At 71.2% G+C, this 15,286-nt stretch carries 15 protein-coding genes; 4 read left to right on the top strand and 11 right to left on the bottom strand.

Features of this window, described 5'->3' with window-relative positions:
- The first annotated feature begins 20 nt into the window (after nt 1–20).
- On the top strand, nt 21–674 hold the full coding sequence (locus MXD57_RS15480; RefSeq protein ID WP_250402009.1) for an N-acetylmuramoyl-L-alanine amidase: 654 nt from the start codon (nt 21–23) through the stop codon (nt 672–674).
- Between the two features lie 294 nt (nt 675–968).
- Here the strand turns inward: MXD57_RS15480 and MXD57_RS15485 are convergent, their stop codons facing one another.
- From MXD57_RS15485 to MXD57_RS15495, 3 genes are all read right to left on the bottom strand, one after another.
- Complete coding sequence (locus MXD57_RS15485; RefSeq protein WP_250402010.1) at nt 969–2,138, bottom strand: cysteine desulfurase family protein; 1,170 nt, start codon at nt 2,136–2,138, stop codon at nt 969–971.
- A gap of 128 nt (nt 2,139–2,266) precedes the next feature.
- Nucleotides 2,267–2,545, bottom strand: coding sequence for a DUF4190 domain-containing protein (locus MXD57_RS15490; protein ID WP_250402011.1), 279 nt, complete (start codon nt 2,543–2,545; stop codon nt 2,267–2,269).
- Between the two features lie 32 nt (nt 2,546–2,577).
- Nucleotides 2,578–2,742: a hypothetical protein gene (locus MXD57_RS15495; RefSeq protein ID WP_250402012.1), complete on the bottom strand. Its 165-nt coding sequence runs from the start codon at nt 2,740–2,742 to the stop codon at nt 2,578–2,580.
- A gap of 144 nt (nt 2,743–2,886) precedes the next feature.
- On the opposite strand from MXD57_RS15495, the gene MXD57_RS15500 reads away from it, so the two are divergent.
- Nucleotides 2,887–3,513, top strand: coding sequence for a TetR family transcriptional regulator (locus MXD57_RS15500; protein WP_250402013.1), 627 nt, complete (start codon nt 2,887–2,889; stop codon nt 3,511–3,513).
- 167 nt (nt 3,514–3,680) lie between these two features.
- On the opposite strand, the gene MXD57_RS15505 is transcribed toward MXD57_RS15500, so the two are convergent.
- Nucleotides 3,681–4,661, bottom strand: a complete 981-nt coding sequence (locus MXD57_RS15505; protein ID WP_250402014.1) for a helix-turn-helix transcriptional regulator — start codon at nt 4,659–4,661, stop codon at nt 3,681–3,683.
- A gap of 101 nt (nt 4,662–4,762) precedes the next feature.
- Between MXD57_RS15505 and MXD57_RS15510 the strand changes: the two genes are divergently transcribed.
- The gene (locus MXD57_RS15510) at nt 4,763–5,359 is read left to right on the top strand and encodes a TIGR03086 family metal-binding protein (RefSeq protein ID WP_250402015.1); all 597 of its coding nucleotides are present in this window, start codon (nt 4,763–4,765) and stop codon (nt 5,357–5,359) included.
- On the opposite strand, the gene MXD57_RS15515 is transcribed toward MXD57_RS15510, so the two are convergent.
- A complete protein-coding gene (locus MXD57_RS15515) occupies nt 5,346–6,209 on the bottom strand; it encodes a thioesterase family protein (RefSeq protein ID WP_250402016.1) in 864 nt (287 codons plus the stop codon). The genes MXD57_RS15510 and MXD57_RS15515 overlap by 14 nt on opposite strands.
- Nucleotides 6,210–6,384: 175 nt before the next feature.
- On the opposite strand from MXD57_RS15515, the gene MXD57_RS15520 reads away from it, so the two are divergent.
- Nucleotides 6,385–7,695, top strand: coding sequence for an alpha/beta hydrolase (locus MXD57_RS15520; RefSeq protein ID WP_250402017.1), 1,311 nt, complete (start codon nt 6,385–6,387; stop codon nt 7,693–7,695).
- Here MXD57_RS15520 and MXD57_RS15525 read toward each other — a convergent pair.
- The 6 genes from MXD57_RS15525 to MXD57_RS15550 form a co-directional block, all read right to left on the bottom strand.
- A complete protein-coding gene (locus tag MXD57_RS15525; RefSeq protein WP_250402018.1) occupies nt 7,604–8,263 on the bottom strand; it encodes a trimeric intracellular cation channel family protein in 660 nt (219 codons plus the stop codon). The genes MXD57_RS15520 and MXD57_RS15525 overlap by 92 nt on opposite strands.
- Before the next feature lie 46 nt (nt 8,264–8,309).
- Nucleotides 8,310–9,701 (bottom strand): M1 family metallopeptidase, encoded by a 1,392-nt coding sequence (locus tag MXD57_RS15530; protein ID WP_250402019.1) that lies wholly within the window; start codon nt 9,699–9,701, stop codon nt 8,310–8,312.
- Nucleotides 9,702–9,797: 96 nt separating this feature from the next.
- Entirely contained in the window at nt 9,798–11,369 is a 1,572-nt protein-coding gene (locus tag MXD57_RS15535; protein ID WP_374114699.1) for an ABC transporter ATP-binding protein, read from the bottom strand.
- The gene (locus MXD57_RS15540; RefSeq protein ID WP_250402020.1) at nt 11,366–12,460 is read right to left on the bottom strand and encodes an ABC transporter ATP-binding protein; all 1,095 of its coding nucleotides are present in this window, start codon (nt 12,458–12,460) and stop codon (nt 11,366–11,368) included. The genes MXD57_RS15535 and MXD57_RS15540 overlap by 4 nt, the downstream gene beginning before the upstream one ends.
- A complete protein-coding gene (locus tag MXD57_RS15545) occupies nt 12,457–13,464 on the bottom strand; it encodes an ABC transporter permease (RefSeq protein WP_250402021.1) in 1,008 nt (335 codons plus the stop codon). Before MXD57_RS15545 ends, MXD57_RS15540 begins: the two co-directional genes overlap by 4 nt.
- A gap of 72 nt (nt 13,465–13,536) precedes the next feature.
- Nucleotides 13,537–15,285, bottom strand: a complete 1,749-nt coding sequence (locus tag MXD57_RS15550; RefSeq protein WP_441350704.1) for an ABC transporter substrate-binding protein — start codon at nt 15,283–15,285, stop codon at nt 13,537–13,539.
- Between the last annotated feature and the right edge of the window lies 1 nt (nt 15,286).

The following is a 15,286-nucleotide window of genomic DNA, read 5'->3' on the forward strand; positions in this document are numbered from 1 at the left end:
GACTCGAGGCGGGGGTGGCCATGACCGACACGGACCGGCAGCCGGGGCGGCGGGCGCTGCTCATCGGCGGGCTGGCGGCCGCCGTGGGCACGGCCGCGCTGGCCCGGGAGGAGCTGTCCCACCTCTGGTGGCGGCTGCCCGGGGTGGAGAAGCCGCGGGTGGCCGGGGCGGTGGACTTCCGCGGCGCGCGCTGGACGGCGGCGGACCCGGCGAACTACCGCCGGGCGGACCGCCCGGACGACTACCCCGTCGACCGCGTCGTCGTCCATGTCACCCAGGGCGGCCACCAGAGCGCCGTGCGGGCCTTCCAGGACCCGGCGCACGGCGCCGCGGCGCACTACATCGTGCGCCGGGACGGCCGGGTCACCCAGCTCATAAGGGAGCTGGACGTGGCGTTCCACGCCGGCAACCGGGAGTACAACGAGCGCAGTGTCGGCATCGAGCACGAGGGCTTCGTGGAGGACGCCTCGTCGTTCACGGACGCTATGTACGCCGCTTCGGCGCGGCTGACGGCCGCGATCTGCGCGCGCTACGGGATGCCCGTCGACCGGGAGCACGTCATCGGGCACTCCCAGGTGCCGGGGACGGATCACACGGATCCGGGGCGGCACTGGGACTGGAAGCGCTACATGGGGCTGGTGCGGCAGGCGAGCCGGGGCCTGGAAAAAATCTAGATTCTGCCCCTTTTTGACCGATACGAGAAGTTCTATCCTGGGGGCAGGCCTACGGGACGAGTGAGGGAGTTACAGCGGCGTAGCCGACTTCCGCGAGAGGCACGAGGCTTCCGCGGGTGCCGACGTCGGCGCTAGGACTGAGAGGCCGGAAGGTCGCAAGGACTGGACCGGAAGGCGACCCCCAGCCACCTGATCCGGGCAATACCGGCGAAGGGAACCCGTTTCGTAGGTCTTTCACGTGCGCCGGGCGTGCGCCGGGCCGGGTGGCGCGTCCCCGGGTGTCACACCCGGCCCTCAGCTCAGCCCGGCCGCCCGCGCGCGCTCCACCGCGGGGCCGATGGCCTTGGCGAGCGCCTCCACGTCCTCCGGCGTCGAGGTGTGGCCCAGGGAGAAGCGCAGGGTGCCGCGGGCCAGGTCGGGGTCGGTGCCGGTGGCGAGCAGCACATGGCTGGGCTGGGCGACGCCCGCGGTGCAGGCCGAGCCGGTGGAGCACTCGATGCCCTGGGCGTCCAGCAGGAGCAGCAGGGAGTCGCCCTCGCAGCCGGGGAAGCTGAAGTGGGCGTTGGCCGGAAGCCGGCCACCGGGGGCGGGGTCGCCACCGAGGATCGCGTCCGGCACGGCCGTACGGACCGCCTCCACCAACTGATCCCGAAGGGCCCCGACCTCCCGGGCGAACCACTCGCGCCGCCCGGCGGCGAGCCGGCCGGCCACCGCGAAGGAGGCCACGGCGGGCACGTCAAGGGTTCCGGAGCGGACATGGCGCTCCTGGCCGCCGCCGTGCAGGACGGGCACGGGGGTGTACTCCCGGCCGAGCAGCAGCGCGCCGATGCCGTACGGGCCGCCGATCTTGTGTCCCGACACGGTGAGCGCGGCGAGGCCGGAGGCGGCGAAACCGACCGGGACCTGCCCGAAGGCCTGGACCGCGTCGGCGTGCAGGGGGACGTCGAACTCGGCGGCGGCGTCGGCCAGTTCACGGACCGGCATGACGGTGCCGATCTCGTTGTTGGCCCACATCACGGTGGCCAGGGCGACGCTGCCGGGGTCGCGGGCGATGGCGTCGCGCAACGCGTCGGCGTGGACGCGGCCGTGGGAGTCGACGGGAAGATACTCGACGGTGGCACCCTCGTGCTCACCGAGCCAGTGCACGGCGTCGAGGACGGCGTGGTGCTCGACGGGGCTGGCGAGGACCCGGGTGCGGGCCGGGTCGGCGGCTCTGCGGGCCCAGTACAGGCCCTTCACCGCGAGGTTGTCGGCCTCGGTGCCGCCCGAGGTGAACACCACCTCGCTGGGGCGGGCTCCCAGCGCCTCCGCCAGGCTCTCGCGGGACTCCTCGACGGTACGGCGGGCCCTGCGGCCGGATGCGTGGAGGGAGGAGGCGTTGCCCGTGATGCTCAGCCGGGCGGTCAGTTCCTCTGCCGCCTCCGGGAGCATCGGGGTCGTCGCGGCGTGGTCGAGGTAAGCCATGGTGACGCCGATTCTACGGCGCCCTCACGGCGCCCCCGGCTCCCCCCGGGCGCACCTCGATCGGGGCGTGGGGACGGGGCCGGGCCCCGCGGCGACGCGCCGGCGGCGATGGCGGCACGCCGGTCGCCTCACAGGCTCCAGGACACCGTGTGGGACAGGTCCATCGCGAGGCCCAGGACGGCCAGGTCGGCGACGCCCAGGGTCAGGCCCAGCCAGGCACGGCCGCGGCGGGACGTGCCGCGCCAGAGCGCGACGGCGGCCAGGACGATGGCGACCGGGCCGAGGAAGATGTTGAGGACGAGCAGGCCGAGGAGGCCGAGGATGAAGGACGCCACGGCCATCCCGTCGGCGTCCCGCGTGCGCGGGCGGTTCTCCGTGCGGCCCGAGGCCGGTGCGGTGAGTTGCATGGTGCTCAGCTCCTGGAGGTCGGTGCGGACGGTCAGTTGGCCGAGGTGTGGCGGCGGCCGTGGCGTTCGCGGATCGCGAAGACGCCGAGCCAGACGGCGATGACGGCGGCCGCGGCGGCGGTGACGGTCAGCGGCGCGTGGGCGACGGTGCCCAGCACGACACCGAGCAGCATGAGTGCGGCGACGAGGAACAGCATGGGACGAGATCCCCCTCCGAGATACCTCGTGTTGTTCGCTTGTGAATTTTCGGTGAACAGTTGTAGTAACAGTTGTTCACTGACTTCGAGTCTAGCGCTTCTCGCGGCTTCCCAATTCCAGAGAACAGTTGTTAACTGGATGACATGAGTCACACCCTCGGTATCCGGCAGGCCCAGAAGCAGAAGACGCGGCAGGCGTTTCTGGACGCGGCGCTCGTGCTGCTGGAGGAGCAGAGTCTGAGCAGCCTCGGCCTGCGCGAGGTCACCCGCGCCGTCGGGGTCGCTCCGACCGCCTTCTACCGGCACTTCCGCTCCACCGCCGACCTCGGTGTGGCCCTGGTCGACGAGGCGCTGGGCAGCCTGCATCCGATGGTGCGGACGACGGTGTCCGCGGCCGGCGACAGCGCGGAACGCATCACGCGCGCCGTCGAGCTGATCGCCCGCCACGTCGACGCGTACCCCGCGCACGTCCGTTTCATCGCCCGTGAGCGACATGGCGGGGTCCAGCCGGTCCGCGAGGCCATCCGCGACGAACTGGCCCGCTTCGCCGAGGAGGTGAAGGCCGAGCTGGCGGGCGACCCGGAGGCGCGCGGCTGGAACGACGACGACCTGCGGATGCTCGCGCACCTCTACGTCGACCAGATGCTGATGACCGCCTCCCTCTTCCTGGAGTCCCTGGAAGCGCCGGAGGAGGAGCGGGAGCGCGTCACCCGGCTCGCCCGGCGGCAGCTCCGGCTGATCAGCGTCGGACGCCACCACTGGCTGGACTGACGCGCCCCGTCCGCTCCGGCGGTGCCCGGCCCGCCGCTCCCGCCCCTCCGTCAGGGCGGCCGGACGAGGCGGGCGCACCGCACGAGGGACGGCTCCGCGAGGGACGGCTCCGCGAGGGACGGCTCCGCGAGGGACGGCTCCGCGGATGCCGCCGTTCACCGGGTACTTCAGCCACCCTGCGGGCCGGTCTCCCGGTACAGGGCCGTGACGGAGCGGACCGCCCGCAGCAGTTCCGCGCGCGCCTCGGGCGGCCCGAGGACCTCCACCTGGTCGGAGAACCCCAGTAGTTGGCGCACCGCGCGCAGCACCGGGTACGACAGCCGGGCGGTGACCCAGTCGCTCACCCCGTCGTCGTCGGGGACGTCGGTCAGTTGCGCGGCGGCCATGCGCCGGAACATGTCGAGGCGTTCGCGCCGCACGCGCACGGTGACGTCGACGCCGTCCCCCGGCCGCTCCTCCACCTGCCGGCGCAGCACCTCCCAGGCGTCGGCGAGTTCGACACCGGGCCGCCGCCGCACGGGGTCGTCCAGCGGCCGGGCCGAGCGCACCCGGTCGGCCCGGAACAGCCGGGGCACGCCCCGGCGGTCCGCGACCAGGTACCAGACCCCGGCCTTGGCGACCAGACCGTACGGGTCCACGGTGTAGGTGGAGGGCTCCCGGTCCCCGCTGTGCCGGTAGCGCAGCCGCAGCCGCCGGTCGGAGAAGACCGCGTCCTGCAGCGCCTCCAGGTCAGCGGCCTGCTGGGGACCGCCGAGCCAGCGGGTGGCGTCGACCAGGATGCGGCGGCTGGTGACCTCGGCGGCGGGCCGGTGCGGGGCCGGCAGGGCGGCCATCACCTTGCGCAGGGCGGAGCCGAGGGCGGTGTCCAGGCCGAGCGCCGCGTGCGCGCCCTGGGCGGCCAGGATGAACAGCGCCCGGGACTCGTCGGCGGTCAGGCCCGTGACGTCGGTGCGGAAGCCGGCGAGGAGTTCGATGCCGCCGTGCCGGCCGCGTTCGGCGTACACCGGCACCCCGGACGCCGACAGGGCCTCGACGTCCCGGTAGATGGTGCGGACCGACACCTCCAGCCGGCCGGCCAGTTCGCGCGCCGGAACACGCCCGCGGGTCTGCAGGAGCAGCAGGATCGACAGCAGCCGGTCGGACTTCACGCGCCCAGAATCCCGTCCCGTCCGGGCGCGCGCAAATGTTGACGGCGGATGTCAGGTTATCGGGGGATGCTCGGCGTACCGACTCGACGGAGAGGCATGTCATGACGAACGAGTTCACCGACCCGCGCCCCTACTACGTCCGGGCCACCGGGCAGGCGGCCGACCTGATCAGGGCCGTGCGCCCCGAGGACCTCACCCGGCCGACACCGTGTTCCGAGTTCGACGTCCGTGACCTGCTCGGCCATGTCGTCGGCGGCACCCGGCGGATCGCGGTGGTCGGCGAGGGCGGTGACGGGCTCGCCGTCGACCCGTCCACGGACGGCGTCGCGGACGACGGCTGGGCGGCGGCCTACGACGAGGCCAGGGCCCGGGTGCTCAGGGCCTGGGAGAGCGACGAGCGGATGGTGTCGACGGTGCGCGTGCCGTGGGGCGAGGTCCCGGGCCACGCGGCGCTGTCGGGCTATGTGATGGAGATCGTGACCCATACCTGGGACCTCGCCGAGTCCCTGGGCGGTCCGCGGGAACTCGACCCGGAGCTGGCCGAGTTCTCGCTCGCCAACGCCCGCCGGGTGCTGCCCGACTCCAGGCCCCGGGACGCCGCCACCCCGTTCGCCGCGCGTACCGGCGCCCCCGAGGGCGCCGGTGCCTACGAGCGGCTCGCGGCCTGGCTGGGCCGCACCCCGCTCAGCCGAGCCTGACCCGGGCGAGCTGCCGGGACTGGGCGACCAGCCGGTCCGCGCTGTCCCAGACCTCGGCGTCCTCCTCCAGGAAGCCGCCGGCCAGGTTGCGGGTGGTGATCGACACGCGCAGCGGTCCGGGGGCCGGGCGGTGCCGGACGTGGGCGGTGAGTTCCACCGTGGGCACCCAGCCCTTGAGGCCGATCTCGAAGGCGGTGGGCGGCAGCGCGTCCACCGCGAGGAGGAGCGAGAGCGGGTCGGCGTCGCGGCCGTCGGCCAGTCCGAACCAGGCCCGCATCTCGCCCTTGCCGGAGGGCGCGCCCAGGGCCCAGCCGAGGGTGGCGGGGTCCAGCTTGAGCATCAGCCGGTCGACGATGGCCGAGCTGCCCTCGACCGGCGCGGGGCCGTCCTCCGGGCCGAAGCACTGGTCCATCGGCGGGATCGCCGGCGGGGCTGCCGTCGTGCGGACGTCGTCGGGCAGGCCGGCGAGGTCGCCGTAGGAGGCGAGGACGCGGATCCGCTCGACCTCGTTCCCCTCGTCGTCGTACTGGAGGAGCGAGGCCTGGCCCGTGGAGAGGGTGCGGCCGGTGCGGACGGTCTGCGTGCGGACCACCGCCGGGCCCGGCTGGGACGCGGTCAGGTAGTGCGCGGAGACGGTGAAGGGGTCCGGGTGCGGGAGGGTGTCCGCGAGGGCCCTGCCGAGGACGGCCAGCAGATAGCCGCCGTTGACGGCGTTGAGGATGGTCCAGCCGGCCGAGAGGTCGATGTCGTAGACGCCGGTCTCGCGCCGGGTGACCGCCGTGTCACGGTCGAACTCGCTGTCGCCGATCACGGCCCGCGACAGGAAGGGGGCGGAAGCTGCTTCTGGCATGGGTGAACGGTACAACAGGAAATTACTAAGCGGTAGCTTTTGATGAGCGCCGAGCGCCGGTGATCCGCCCACCCGGCCCCGGCCGGAGGGCCCCCTGGGTGAGATTCCGGCAATTTCCAGGTAAGTGTCCGGACACGTCCACAACCCCCGGACGGTGATCACCCTCTATGGGGACATGAGCCTCACCGGGACTCCGTTCCTCTACGCGGTCGTCGCGCTGTCCCTGGCCGCCCTCGTACTGCCGCTCCTGCTGTGGTCGAGGACGCCCGGGCCCGAGCCGCTGCGTGCCGCGGCGAGGGTGCTGATGCTGCTGTTCGCCCAGGGCACGGCCGTCGCGCTGGTCTTCGTACTGGTCAACGACCGCAACGGCCTGTACGACAACTGGGCCGACCTCGTCGGCACCGGGGACCACGTCCAGCGGGCCGCCGACCTCGGCCGGGACGGCACCGGCGGGATCGCCCTGGAACGGCTGCCCAGGGTCGCCCAGGTCTTCGGGCCGGCCGACGGCACCGGGGCGCGGACGGCCGGCGAGGTGCGCGTCACCCAGCTCCGCGGGCGGGTCTCGGGCGTGAACGCCGAGGTCTACGTCTGGCTGCCGCCCCAGTACGGCGATCCCGCCTACCGCCACCGCAGGTTCCCGGTCGTGGAGCTGCTGCCGGGCTATCCCGGCTCTGCGAAGGCCTGGTTCGGCGCGCTCGGGGCGCACGAGCAGGTGCTGCCGCTGATGCGCGACGGCCGGGTGGCGCCCTTCATCCTGGTCGCGCCGCGCACCAACCTGCTGGCCGGCGTCGACCCGGGCTGCGCCAACGTCCCCGGGCAGGTCAACGCCGACAGCTGGCTCAGCGTCGACGTGCCGAGGATGGTGCTGGACAACTTCCGCGCCCAGCCGGCGCCCTCGGGCTGGGCGGTGGCCGGCTACTCGGCCGGCGCGCACTGCGCGGTGAAGCTGGCCGTGGCGCACCCCGACCGCTACCGGGCCGCCGTGGGCCTGTCCGGCTACAACGACCCGATCGGCGAGCGGAACTCGCTGGCCGCCCAGAGCCCCGCCCTGCGCGCCCGGAACAACCCCTACCTGCTGCTGCGGAACGCGGCCGAGCCGCCCCGGATCGCCCTCTACCTCTCCGGCGAGTCCGGCGACGGCTACCAGGCGGGCACGGCGCTCCGGTCGGTCGCCAGGGCGCCGACGACCGTGCACGTGGTGTTCCTGCCGCGCAGCGCGGGCGGTCACACCATGGCGCTGTGGCGTCCGCAGGTCCCCGGGGTGTTCCGCTGGCTGACCCTGCAGATGGGCCAGAACCGCGCGCGGGGCGGGGACGGCTCGCTCGCCGGGACCCGCGGGGCACCCCCGGGCGGCGCCGCGAACGGCACCGGCGCCCAGAACGGGGCCGTCGGGACTACTCCTCGGTCACCGTCGACCGCCGGTTCCAGGCACGCGGCGCTCGCCAGTGGAACCTCATGGCGAGCAGCCGCAGGACGAACGCGGTGACGACCGCGAGCCCGCCGGTGAGCGGGGTCAGCACGTCGTAGCGGATGCAGAGGACCACCATGGTGGCGCCGACGATCGCCGGGACCGCGTACAGGTCGCGGTCCCAGCGCAGCAGCGAGGGGACCTCGTTGGCGAGCACGTCCCTCAGCACACCGCCGCCGACCGCCGTGGCGAGGCCCAGGGTCGCCGACGCGGTCAGGTTGAGGCCGTAGGAGTACGCCTTGGTCGTGCCGCTGACGCAGAAGAGGCCGAGGCCCGCCGCGTCGAAGACCAGGACCCCGGTCTGGATGCGCTCCACGTGCGGATGCAGGAAGAAGACCACGAGCGTGGCGAGCAGCGGGGTGAGGAAGTACCCGAGGTCCGTGAAGGCGGCCGGGGGCACGGCCCCGATCACCACGTCGCGGAACAGCCCCCCGCCCAGCGCCGTGACCTCGGCGAGTACGGCCATCCCGAAGATGTCGAAGTTCTTCCGGACGGCCAGCAGAGCGCCGGAGATCGCGAACACGAAGATGCCGATGACATCGAGCGTGTGCTGGACGGAGGGACTGAAGAGTTGCTGGAGCTGCACCCTGACATTCTTACCCGACAGAGAGCGTACGCCTTACAAGTGCAGGTCAGATGATAGGCCTGCCTGTCGTATACAGCCAGGGGCCGAACAGATCGTCCAGCTTCTGCCCGCTGATCCGCTCCGCCAGGCGGACGAAGTCGGCCGTCTCCGCGTTGCCGTACCGGTGCAGCCGGGTCCAGGTGGGCAGCAATGCGAAGAACGCCCGGTCACCGATCCGCTCGCGGAGCATCTGCAGGGTCATCGCGCCGCGCTGGTAGACGGCGGAGGCGAACATGGTGTCCCGCTGCGGGTCGGCCACCTTGATCTGCCAGAAGGCGGAGTCGGCGGGGCGGGCGTCGTAGGCGGCGCGGAAGGAGTCGTGGGCCGAGCGGGTGCCCTGGTGCTCCGCCCACAGCCACTGGGCGTAGGTGGCGAAGCCCTCGTTGAGCCAGATGTCCTTCCACCGCGCCACGCTGACCGAGTCGCCGAACCACTGGTGGGCCAGTTCGTGCACGATGGTCGACTCGCTGCGCACGGCCGAGTAGGCGGGCTTGCTCTGCACCTCGAGCGAGAACCCGGCCTCGGGCATGTCGTCCACGATGGCGCCGGTCTCCTCGAAGGGGTACGGGCCGAAGACCTCGGACCAGTAGTCGGTGGCGGCGGCGGTGACGGCGTAGACGTCGACGTTGTTGCCGTTCTTCAGCGCGGGGTCGACGGCGACGTAGATGGGGATGCCGCCCGGGGTGCGGCCGGTCCGCACGTCGAACCTGCCGATGGTGGCGGTCGCGAGGTACGTGGCCATCGGCCGGCTCTCCCGCCAGTGCGTGTACGTCGAACCGCCCCGGTCGCGGGTGGAGACGAGCCGCCCGTTGGAGACACCGGTCAGCCTCTTGGGCGCCTTGATCCGGATGTCGTAGGTGGCCTTGTCGGAAGGGTGGTCGCTGGACGGGAACCAGGTGGACGCGGCGTTCGGTTCGCAGGCGACGAAGACACCGTCCGGCGTCTTCATCCAGCCGTAGCCGGAACCGAAGACGATGGGGCCGCCGAGTGGTTCGGGGATGCCTCCGTAGGTGACGGAGACGGTGAACCGGCGTCCCTTGCGCAGGGTGTGGCGCGGGGTGACGGTGACCTCGTCGCCGTCCCGGGTGAAGCGCGCCCTTCTGCCGTCGACCTCGACCCGGGTGATCTCCAGCCGCTGGAGGTCGAGGTCGAAGGAGGCGAGGTTCTGGGTGGCGCGTGCCGTGAGGGTGGTCCGGCCGTCCAGGCGGCCGGTGCCGGGGGCGTAGGCGACGTCCAGGTCGTAGTGGCGGGCGTCGTAGCCGCCGTTGCCGAGCCCGGGGAAGTAGGCGTCGCCGATGCCGGGCGCGCCGGCGGTCGGGGCCGGTGACGCCGCGATGAGGAGGAAGGAGGCCGCCGCGGTGGCGAGGGTCCCTAACCGTGCCGAACGGGAGAGTGCCATGGTCGTCCCTTCGAGCGTGCCGATCAGTGGTCGGACACGGACGACTCTGCACTCTCCCGCTCAGGCATGTACATGACTTTGCGGTTCCGTCATGTGCTACTTGCCGGTTGACTCCTGGGAGTCGGTGCCGGCGGCGGGCTCCTCGGCCGAAGCGGCGGCTTCGGACCCGGCCCTGCCCGTCGAGGTCCTGGCACCGGGCCCGGTCTGCGTGGCACCGGCCCCGGCGGCGGCCTCGGCCGCCGCCGCCGACTCCTTCGCCACGTCCGGCTCGGCGTCGGCGTCGGCCCCGGTCCCGGTGGTCACGTCGGACGCGGGCTCGTCGGCCACGTCGGCGTCGGCAGCGGGCTTCTCCGCCGCGTCGGCCGCGGGCTCGTCCGCGGCGGCCGCCCCGGCCGTCTCCTCCGCTTCGGCAGCGGGCTTCTCCGCGGCATCCGCCCCGGGCTCCGCCGCGGTGTCGGCAGCGGGCTTCGCCTGCGCGTCGTCCTCGGTGGCGGGCTCCTCGGCGGTGTCCGTCCGGGCGGAAGCCGCCGGCTCCGCCGCCGCGCCCGTCGACACCAGCTCCGACGCCTCCTTCGCCGCCGACAGCAGGACCGTGTCCTGCGGCGCCTGGTCGGCGAAGTCCTCCGGGTGGTGGCAGGCGACCCGCTGGCCGGGCCTGAGCTCCAGGAGCTGCGGCTCGGTCGTCCGGCAGATGTCCGTCGCCTTCCAGCAGCGGGTGTGGAAACGGCAGCCGGGCGGCGGCGCGATGGGCGAGGGCACGTCACCGCGGAGCAGGATGCGCTCGCTCTTCTGGCCCCTGCGCTTGGTGTCCGGCACCGGCACCGCTGACATCAGCGCCTTGGTGTACGGGTGCATCGGCGCCTCGTACAGCGAGGTGCGGTCGGCCAGCTCGACGATCTTGCCGAGGTACATCACCGCGATCCGGTCCGAGACGTGCCGGACGACCGACAGGTCGTGCGCGATGATCACGTAGGTGAGGCCGAGTTCCTCCTGGAGGTCGTCCATGAGGTTCACGACCTGCGCCTGGATCGACACGTCCAGCGCGGAGACCGGCTCGTCCGCCACGACCAGCTTCGGCTTCAGCGCGAGCGCGCGGGCGATGCCGATGCGCTGGCGCTGGCCGCCGGAGAACTCGTGCGGGTAGCGGTTGTAGTGCTCGGGGCTCAGACCGACCAGCTCGAGCAGCCGCTGGACCTCCTTCTTGACCCCGCCCTCGGGCTCCACGCCCTGCAGCCGGAACGGCGCGGAGACGATCGAGCCGATGGTGTGGCGGGGGTTCAGGGAGCCGTAAGGGTCCTGGAAGATCATCTGGATGTCGCGGCGCAGCGGGCGCATCTGCCCGGTCCGCAGCCGCGTGATGTCCCGGCCGTCGAAGGTGATCGTGCCGCCGGTCGGGTCCTGGAGCCGGGTGATGACCCGGCCCATCGTCGACTTGCCGCACCCCGACTCGCCCACCACGCCCAGGGTCTCGCCCTTGCGTACCTCGAAGTCGATCCCGTCGACGGCCTTCACCGCACCGACCTGGCGCTGGAGAATGCCCTTCTTGATCGGGAAGTGCTTCTTCAGGCCCTCGACCCTGAGCAGCACCTCACGGTCCGCCGAGTCACCCGCGGGGGCCTGCGCCTGCTGCGGGATCACGGCCTCGTCCGTCTTCTTGGTCTCACTCACAGCTTCGGCGCAATCTCTTCGGTCCAGATCCGCTCACGGTCCTCGGCCGGGAGGTGGCACGCGGACCAGTGCCCGGTGCTCACCTGCTCCAGCTCGGGGCGCACCGTGCGGGTGACGTTCCCCTTGGGGATGTCCGCGTACGGGCAGCGCGGGTGGAAGGCGCAGCCCGAGGGGACGTTGATGAGGCTCGGCGGCTGGCCCTTGACCGGGATGAGCCGTTCGGAGGTGTCGCGGTCGATGCGGGGCATCGAGCCGAGCAGGCCCCAGGTGTAGGGGTGCTGCGGCTTCTCGAAGACCTCGTCGGCCCGGCCGCGCTCGACGCACCGGCCGCCGTACATCACCAGGACGTCGTCCGCGATCTCGGCGACCACACCGAGGTCGTGGGTGATCATGATGACCGCGGAGCCGAACTCCTTCTGCAGGTCACGGATCAGGTCGAGGATCTGCGCCTGGACGGTGACGTCCAGCGCGGTGGTCGGCTCGTCCGCGATGAGCAGCTCGGGGTTGTTGACCAGGGCCATGGCGATCATGGCGCGCTGGCGCATACCGCCGGAGAACTCGTGCGGGTAGCCGTCGACGCGCTTGGCCGGCTCGGGGATGCCGACCCGGTCCAGCATCTCGATGGCCCGCTTGCGGGCGACCTTCTTGCTGACGTCGTGGTGGACCCGGTACGCCTCGACGATCTGGTCGCCGACCTTGTAGTACGGGTGCATCGCGGACAGCGGGTCCTGGAAGATCATCGCCATCTCGCGGCCGCGGAGCTTGCGCACCTCGCCCGGAGCGGCGGAGATCAGTTCCTTGCCGTCCAGCCAGATCTCGCCGGTCATCCGCACGTTCTTGCCGCGGGTGCCGAGCCGGTGCAGGCCCATGATGGCCTGCGAGGTGACCGACTTGCCGGAGCCGGACTCACCGACGACGGCGAGGGTGCGGCCCTTCTCCAGCGAGAAGCTGAGCCCGTCGACGGACTTGACCAGGCCGTCGTCGGTCGGGAAGTGCACCTTGAGGTCGCGGACCTCGAGGAATGCCTTGGGGGGCTGGGACGCGGAGGTGGGCTCGCCCACGGCGGCGCCGGTCTTGGAGAGTTCGGTCACGAGAGCCTCACCCGCGGGTCGGCGGCGGCGTAGAGCACGTCCACCAGGAGATTTGCGAAGACGACGAAGAAGGCGGCGAGCAGTGTCACGCCGAGGATCTTCGGCAGGTCGTTGTCGGTGATGCCCTGCACCGCGTACTGGCCGACGCCGGGCAGGGAGAACACCGACTCCGTGATCACGGCGCCGCCGAGCAGCAGACCGAGGTCCATGCCGAAGACCGTGATGATCGGGGTCAGGGCGGCGCGCAGTCCGTGCCGGGTGACGACGGTGCGCTCCCGCAGGCCCTTGGCCCGGGCCGTGCGGATGAAGTCCTCGTTCATCGTCTCGAGCATGCCCGAGCGGGTCAGCCGCGCGTAGATGGCGGAGTACAGCAGGGCGAGCGAACACCAGGCCGGAAACAGGGTGTTGGCCCACTCGGCAGGGTTCTCGGTGAGCGGGACGTAGGTGCGGCCGAAGATCGGCACCTGATAGGTGAAGAGCAGGATGGCCAGGTTGCCCGTGAAGAACATGGGCAGCGAGACGCCGGTGAGCGCGATGCCCATGAAGGTCCGGTCGAGGAACGAACGCGGCTTCAGCGCCGAGATGACACCGGCCACGACACCGGACACCAGCCACAGCACGGCGGCACCCACGGCCAGCGACAGGGTGATCGGGATGCGGGAGGTGAGCTCCGGCCACACCGCCTGGTGGTTCTTGAAGGAGTAACCGAAGCAGGGTGCGTCGCAGTGCACCGTGGTGGGGCCGAGGTCGTAGGTGGCGCCGGCCACGATCCCCTTGATGAAGTGCCAGTACTGGACGTAGACAGGCTGGTCCAGACCGAGGTTGTGCTTGACAGCGGCGATGTCCGCCTTCGACGGGCTCTTGCCGATGTACTGCTGCGCCAACTGGTCCGCTGTCTGGCCGGCAAGCCGTGGCAGCAGGAAGAAGATGGCGAAGGTGACCGCGGAGACGACCAGCAGCAGGATCACTGCCGCGAACGTCCGGCGGAGGATGTACGAGATCACGGGGACCGGCGCTGGTGCCCGCGGGCCGCGAAGCCCGCGGGCACCAATGCCTTCACCTGCCTTCCGGGGCTGCTACTTCGACGCGACGCCGATGTTGAGGTAGTCGTACTGACCGCTGAAGGCCGCCGTGGAAACCAGGTTGGTGTAGTTCTGCGGGCGGGCCAGCAGGACCTTGAAGTAGGTCAGCGGGACGAGGACGGCGTCGTCCATGGTCTTCTTGTCGATCTGCGTGTACAGGCTGTTGCGCTCGGCGTTGTCCTGGGTGCCGATCGCCTTGCCCAGCAGGGAGTTGACGTCCTTGTTGTCGTACTGCGACAGGTTGGTGTTGCCCGACTGGCTGATCGCCTTGCCGTTCAGGATCTGCTGCAGGAAGCCGTAGCCGGAGGGCCAGTCGGCACCCCACTGCATCATGATCAGGCCGACGTTCTGCTTCTCGGTGAACTTCGGGACACCGGCGTAGTCGGTGAAGTACTTGCCGGACGGGTACTGCTTCAGGCTGGCGTTGATGCCGACCTTCTTCAGCGAGTTGATGATCGCCGTGGCGGCGTCGATCTCCTGCGGACGGTCCGAGCGGGCCGAGATGTTGGTGCTGATCGACGACTTGCCGCAGGCCTTGAGCTGCTCCTTGGCCTTGGCCGCGTCACCCTTGTTGCCGGAGGTCGCGTAGACGTCGGACTTCTCGTAGCCCGGGATGTCCGGGGGCAGCACGGTGGAGGCGATGTCGCCGCGGATCGGGCCGCCCTCGGCGGTCTGCACCGAGACCTTGTCGATCGCGTACTGCACGGCCTTGCGGCACTCGACCTTGTCGAACGGCTTCACCTTGGTGTTGATCGCCATGTAGACGAGACGGCCACCGTAGGTGTTGTCCGTGCCGGCCTTCTTCGCGGTGTCGGTGAGCACCTTGGCCTGCGTGGAGGCCTGGACACCGGCACCGGCCAGGTCGATGGCGTCTCCGGCCATGACGTCCTGGTCGATGGTCTCCGGGTTGACCTTCAGCTTGACGACGATCTTCTCGGGGAGCTGCTTGCGCAGCGGGTCCGTCTTCGGGTCCCAGTTCTCGTTGCGCACGAGCACGGCCTGCTTGCCGTCCTCGTAGCTCTGGAACTTGTACGAGCCCGAGGAGACGATGTGCTTGACGTAGTCGACGCCCTTGTCCTTGGACTGGGGCACCGGCGCCGTCTGCGGGGCGGCGACGAGGTAGTCGAACTCCTGGAACGCCTGGTTCAGGTGGAAGACGATGGTGGTGTCGTCCGGCGTCTCGATGGAGGACAGGCCCTTGCCGCTCTTGTCCTTGTAGGGGCCCTTGTACTTGTCGCCCTTCGCCATGAACTGCTGGAAGTAGTTCGGGCCGAGGGAGAGCACGTCACGCGCGAAGTTGGAGCGCTCGACGGCGTACTTGACGTCCTTCGAGGTGATCGGCGAGCCGTCCTCGTACTTCAGGCCCGAACGCAGCTTGTACGTCCAGGTCTTGCCGCCGTCGCTCGGGACGCCCTTGCTCGCGGCGAGGTCCGGGACGAGGGTGTTGCCCTTCTCGCCGGCGCCGGGCTGGAACGTCATCAGCGGGCGCGCGTAGAGCCGGCTGAGGTTGTACATGTACGCGTAGTACGTGTTGCCGGGGTCGAAGGAGTCCGGCACGTCGGACAGCTCGTAGGTGACCGTGCCGCCCTTCTTGTCGGAAGCGTTGACCACACCCTTGGTCGCGGCGTTGGCCCCGGCGGACGAGCCGTTGTTGTCCTTGTTGTCATCGGCCTTGCTGCAACCTGCAACGAGCAGGCTGGCGGAGCCGATGGCCGCGATAGCGGCCAGCGCTGACCTTCGCATG

The sequence above is a fragment of the Streptomyces cellostaticus genome (assembly GCF_023630175.1).
Lineage (GTDB): Bacteria > Actinomycetota > Actinomycetes > Streptomycetales > Streptomycetaceae > Streptomyces > Streptomyces cellostaticus_A.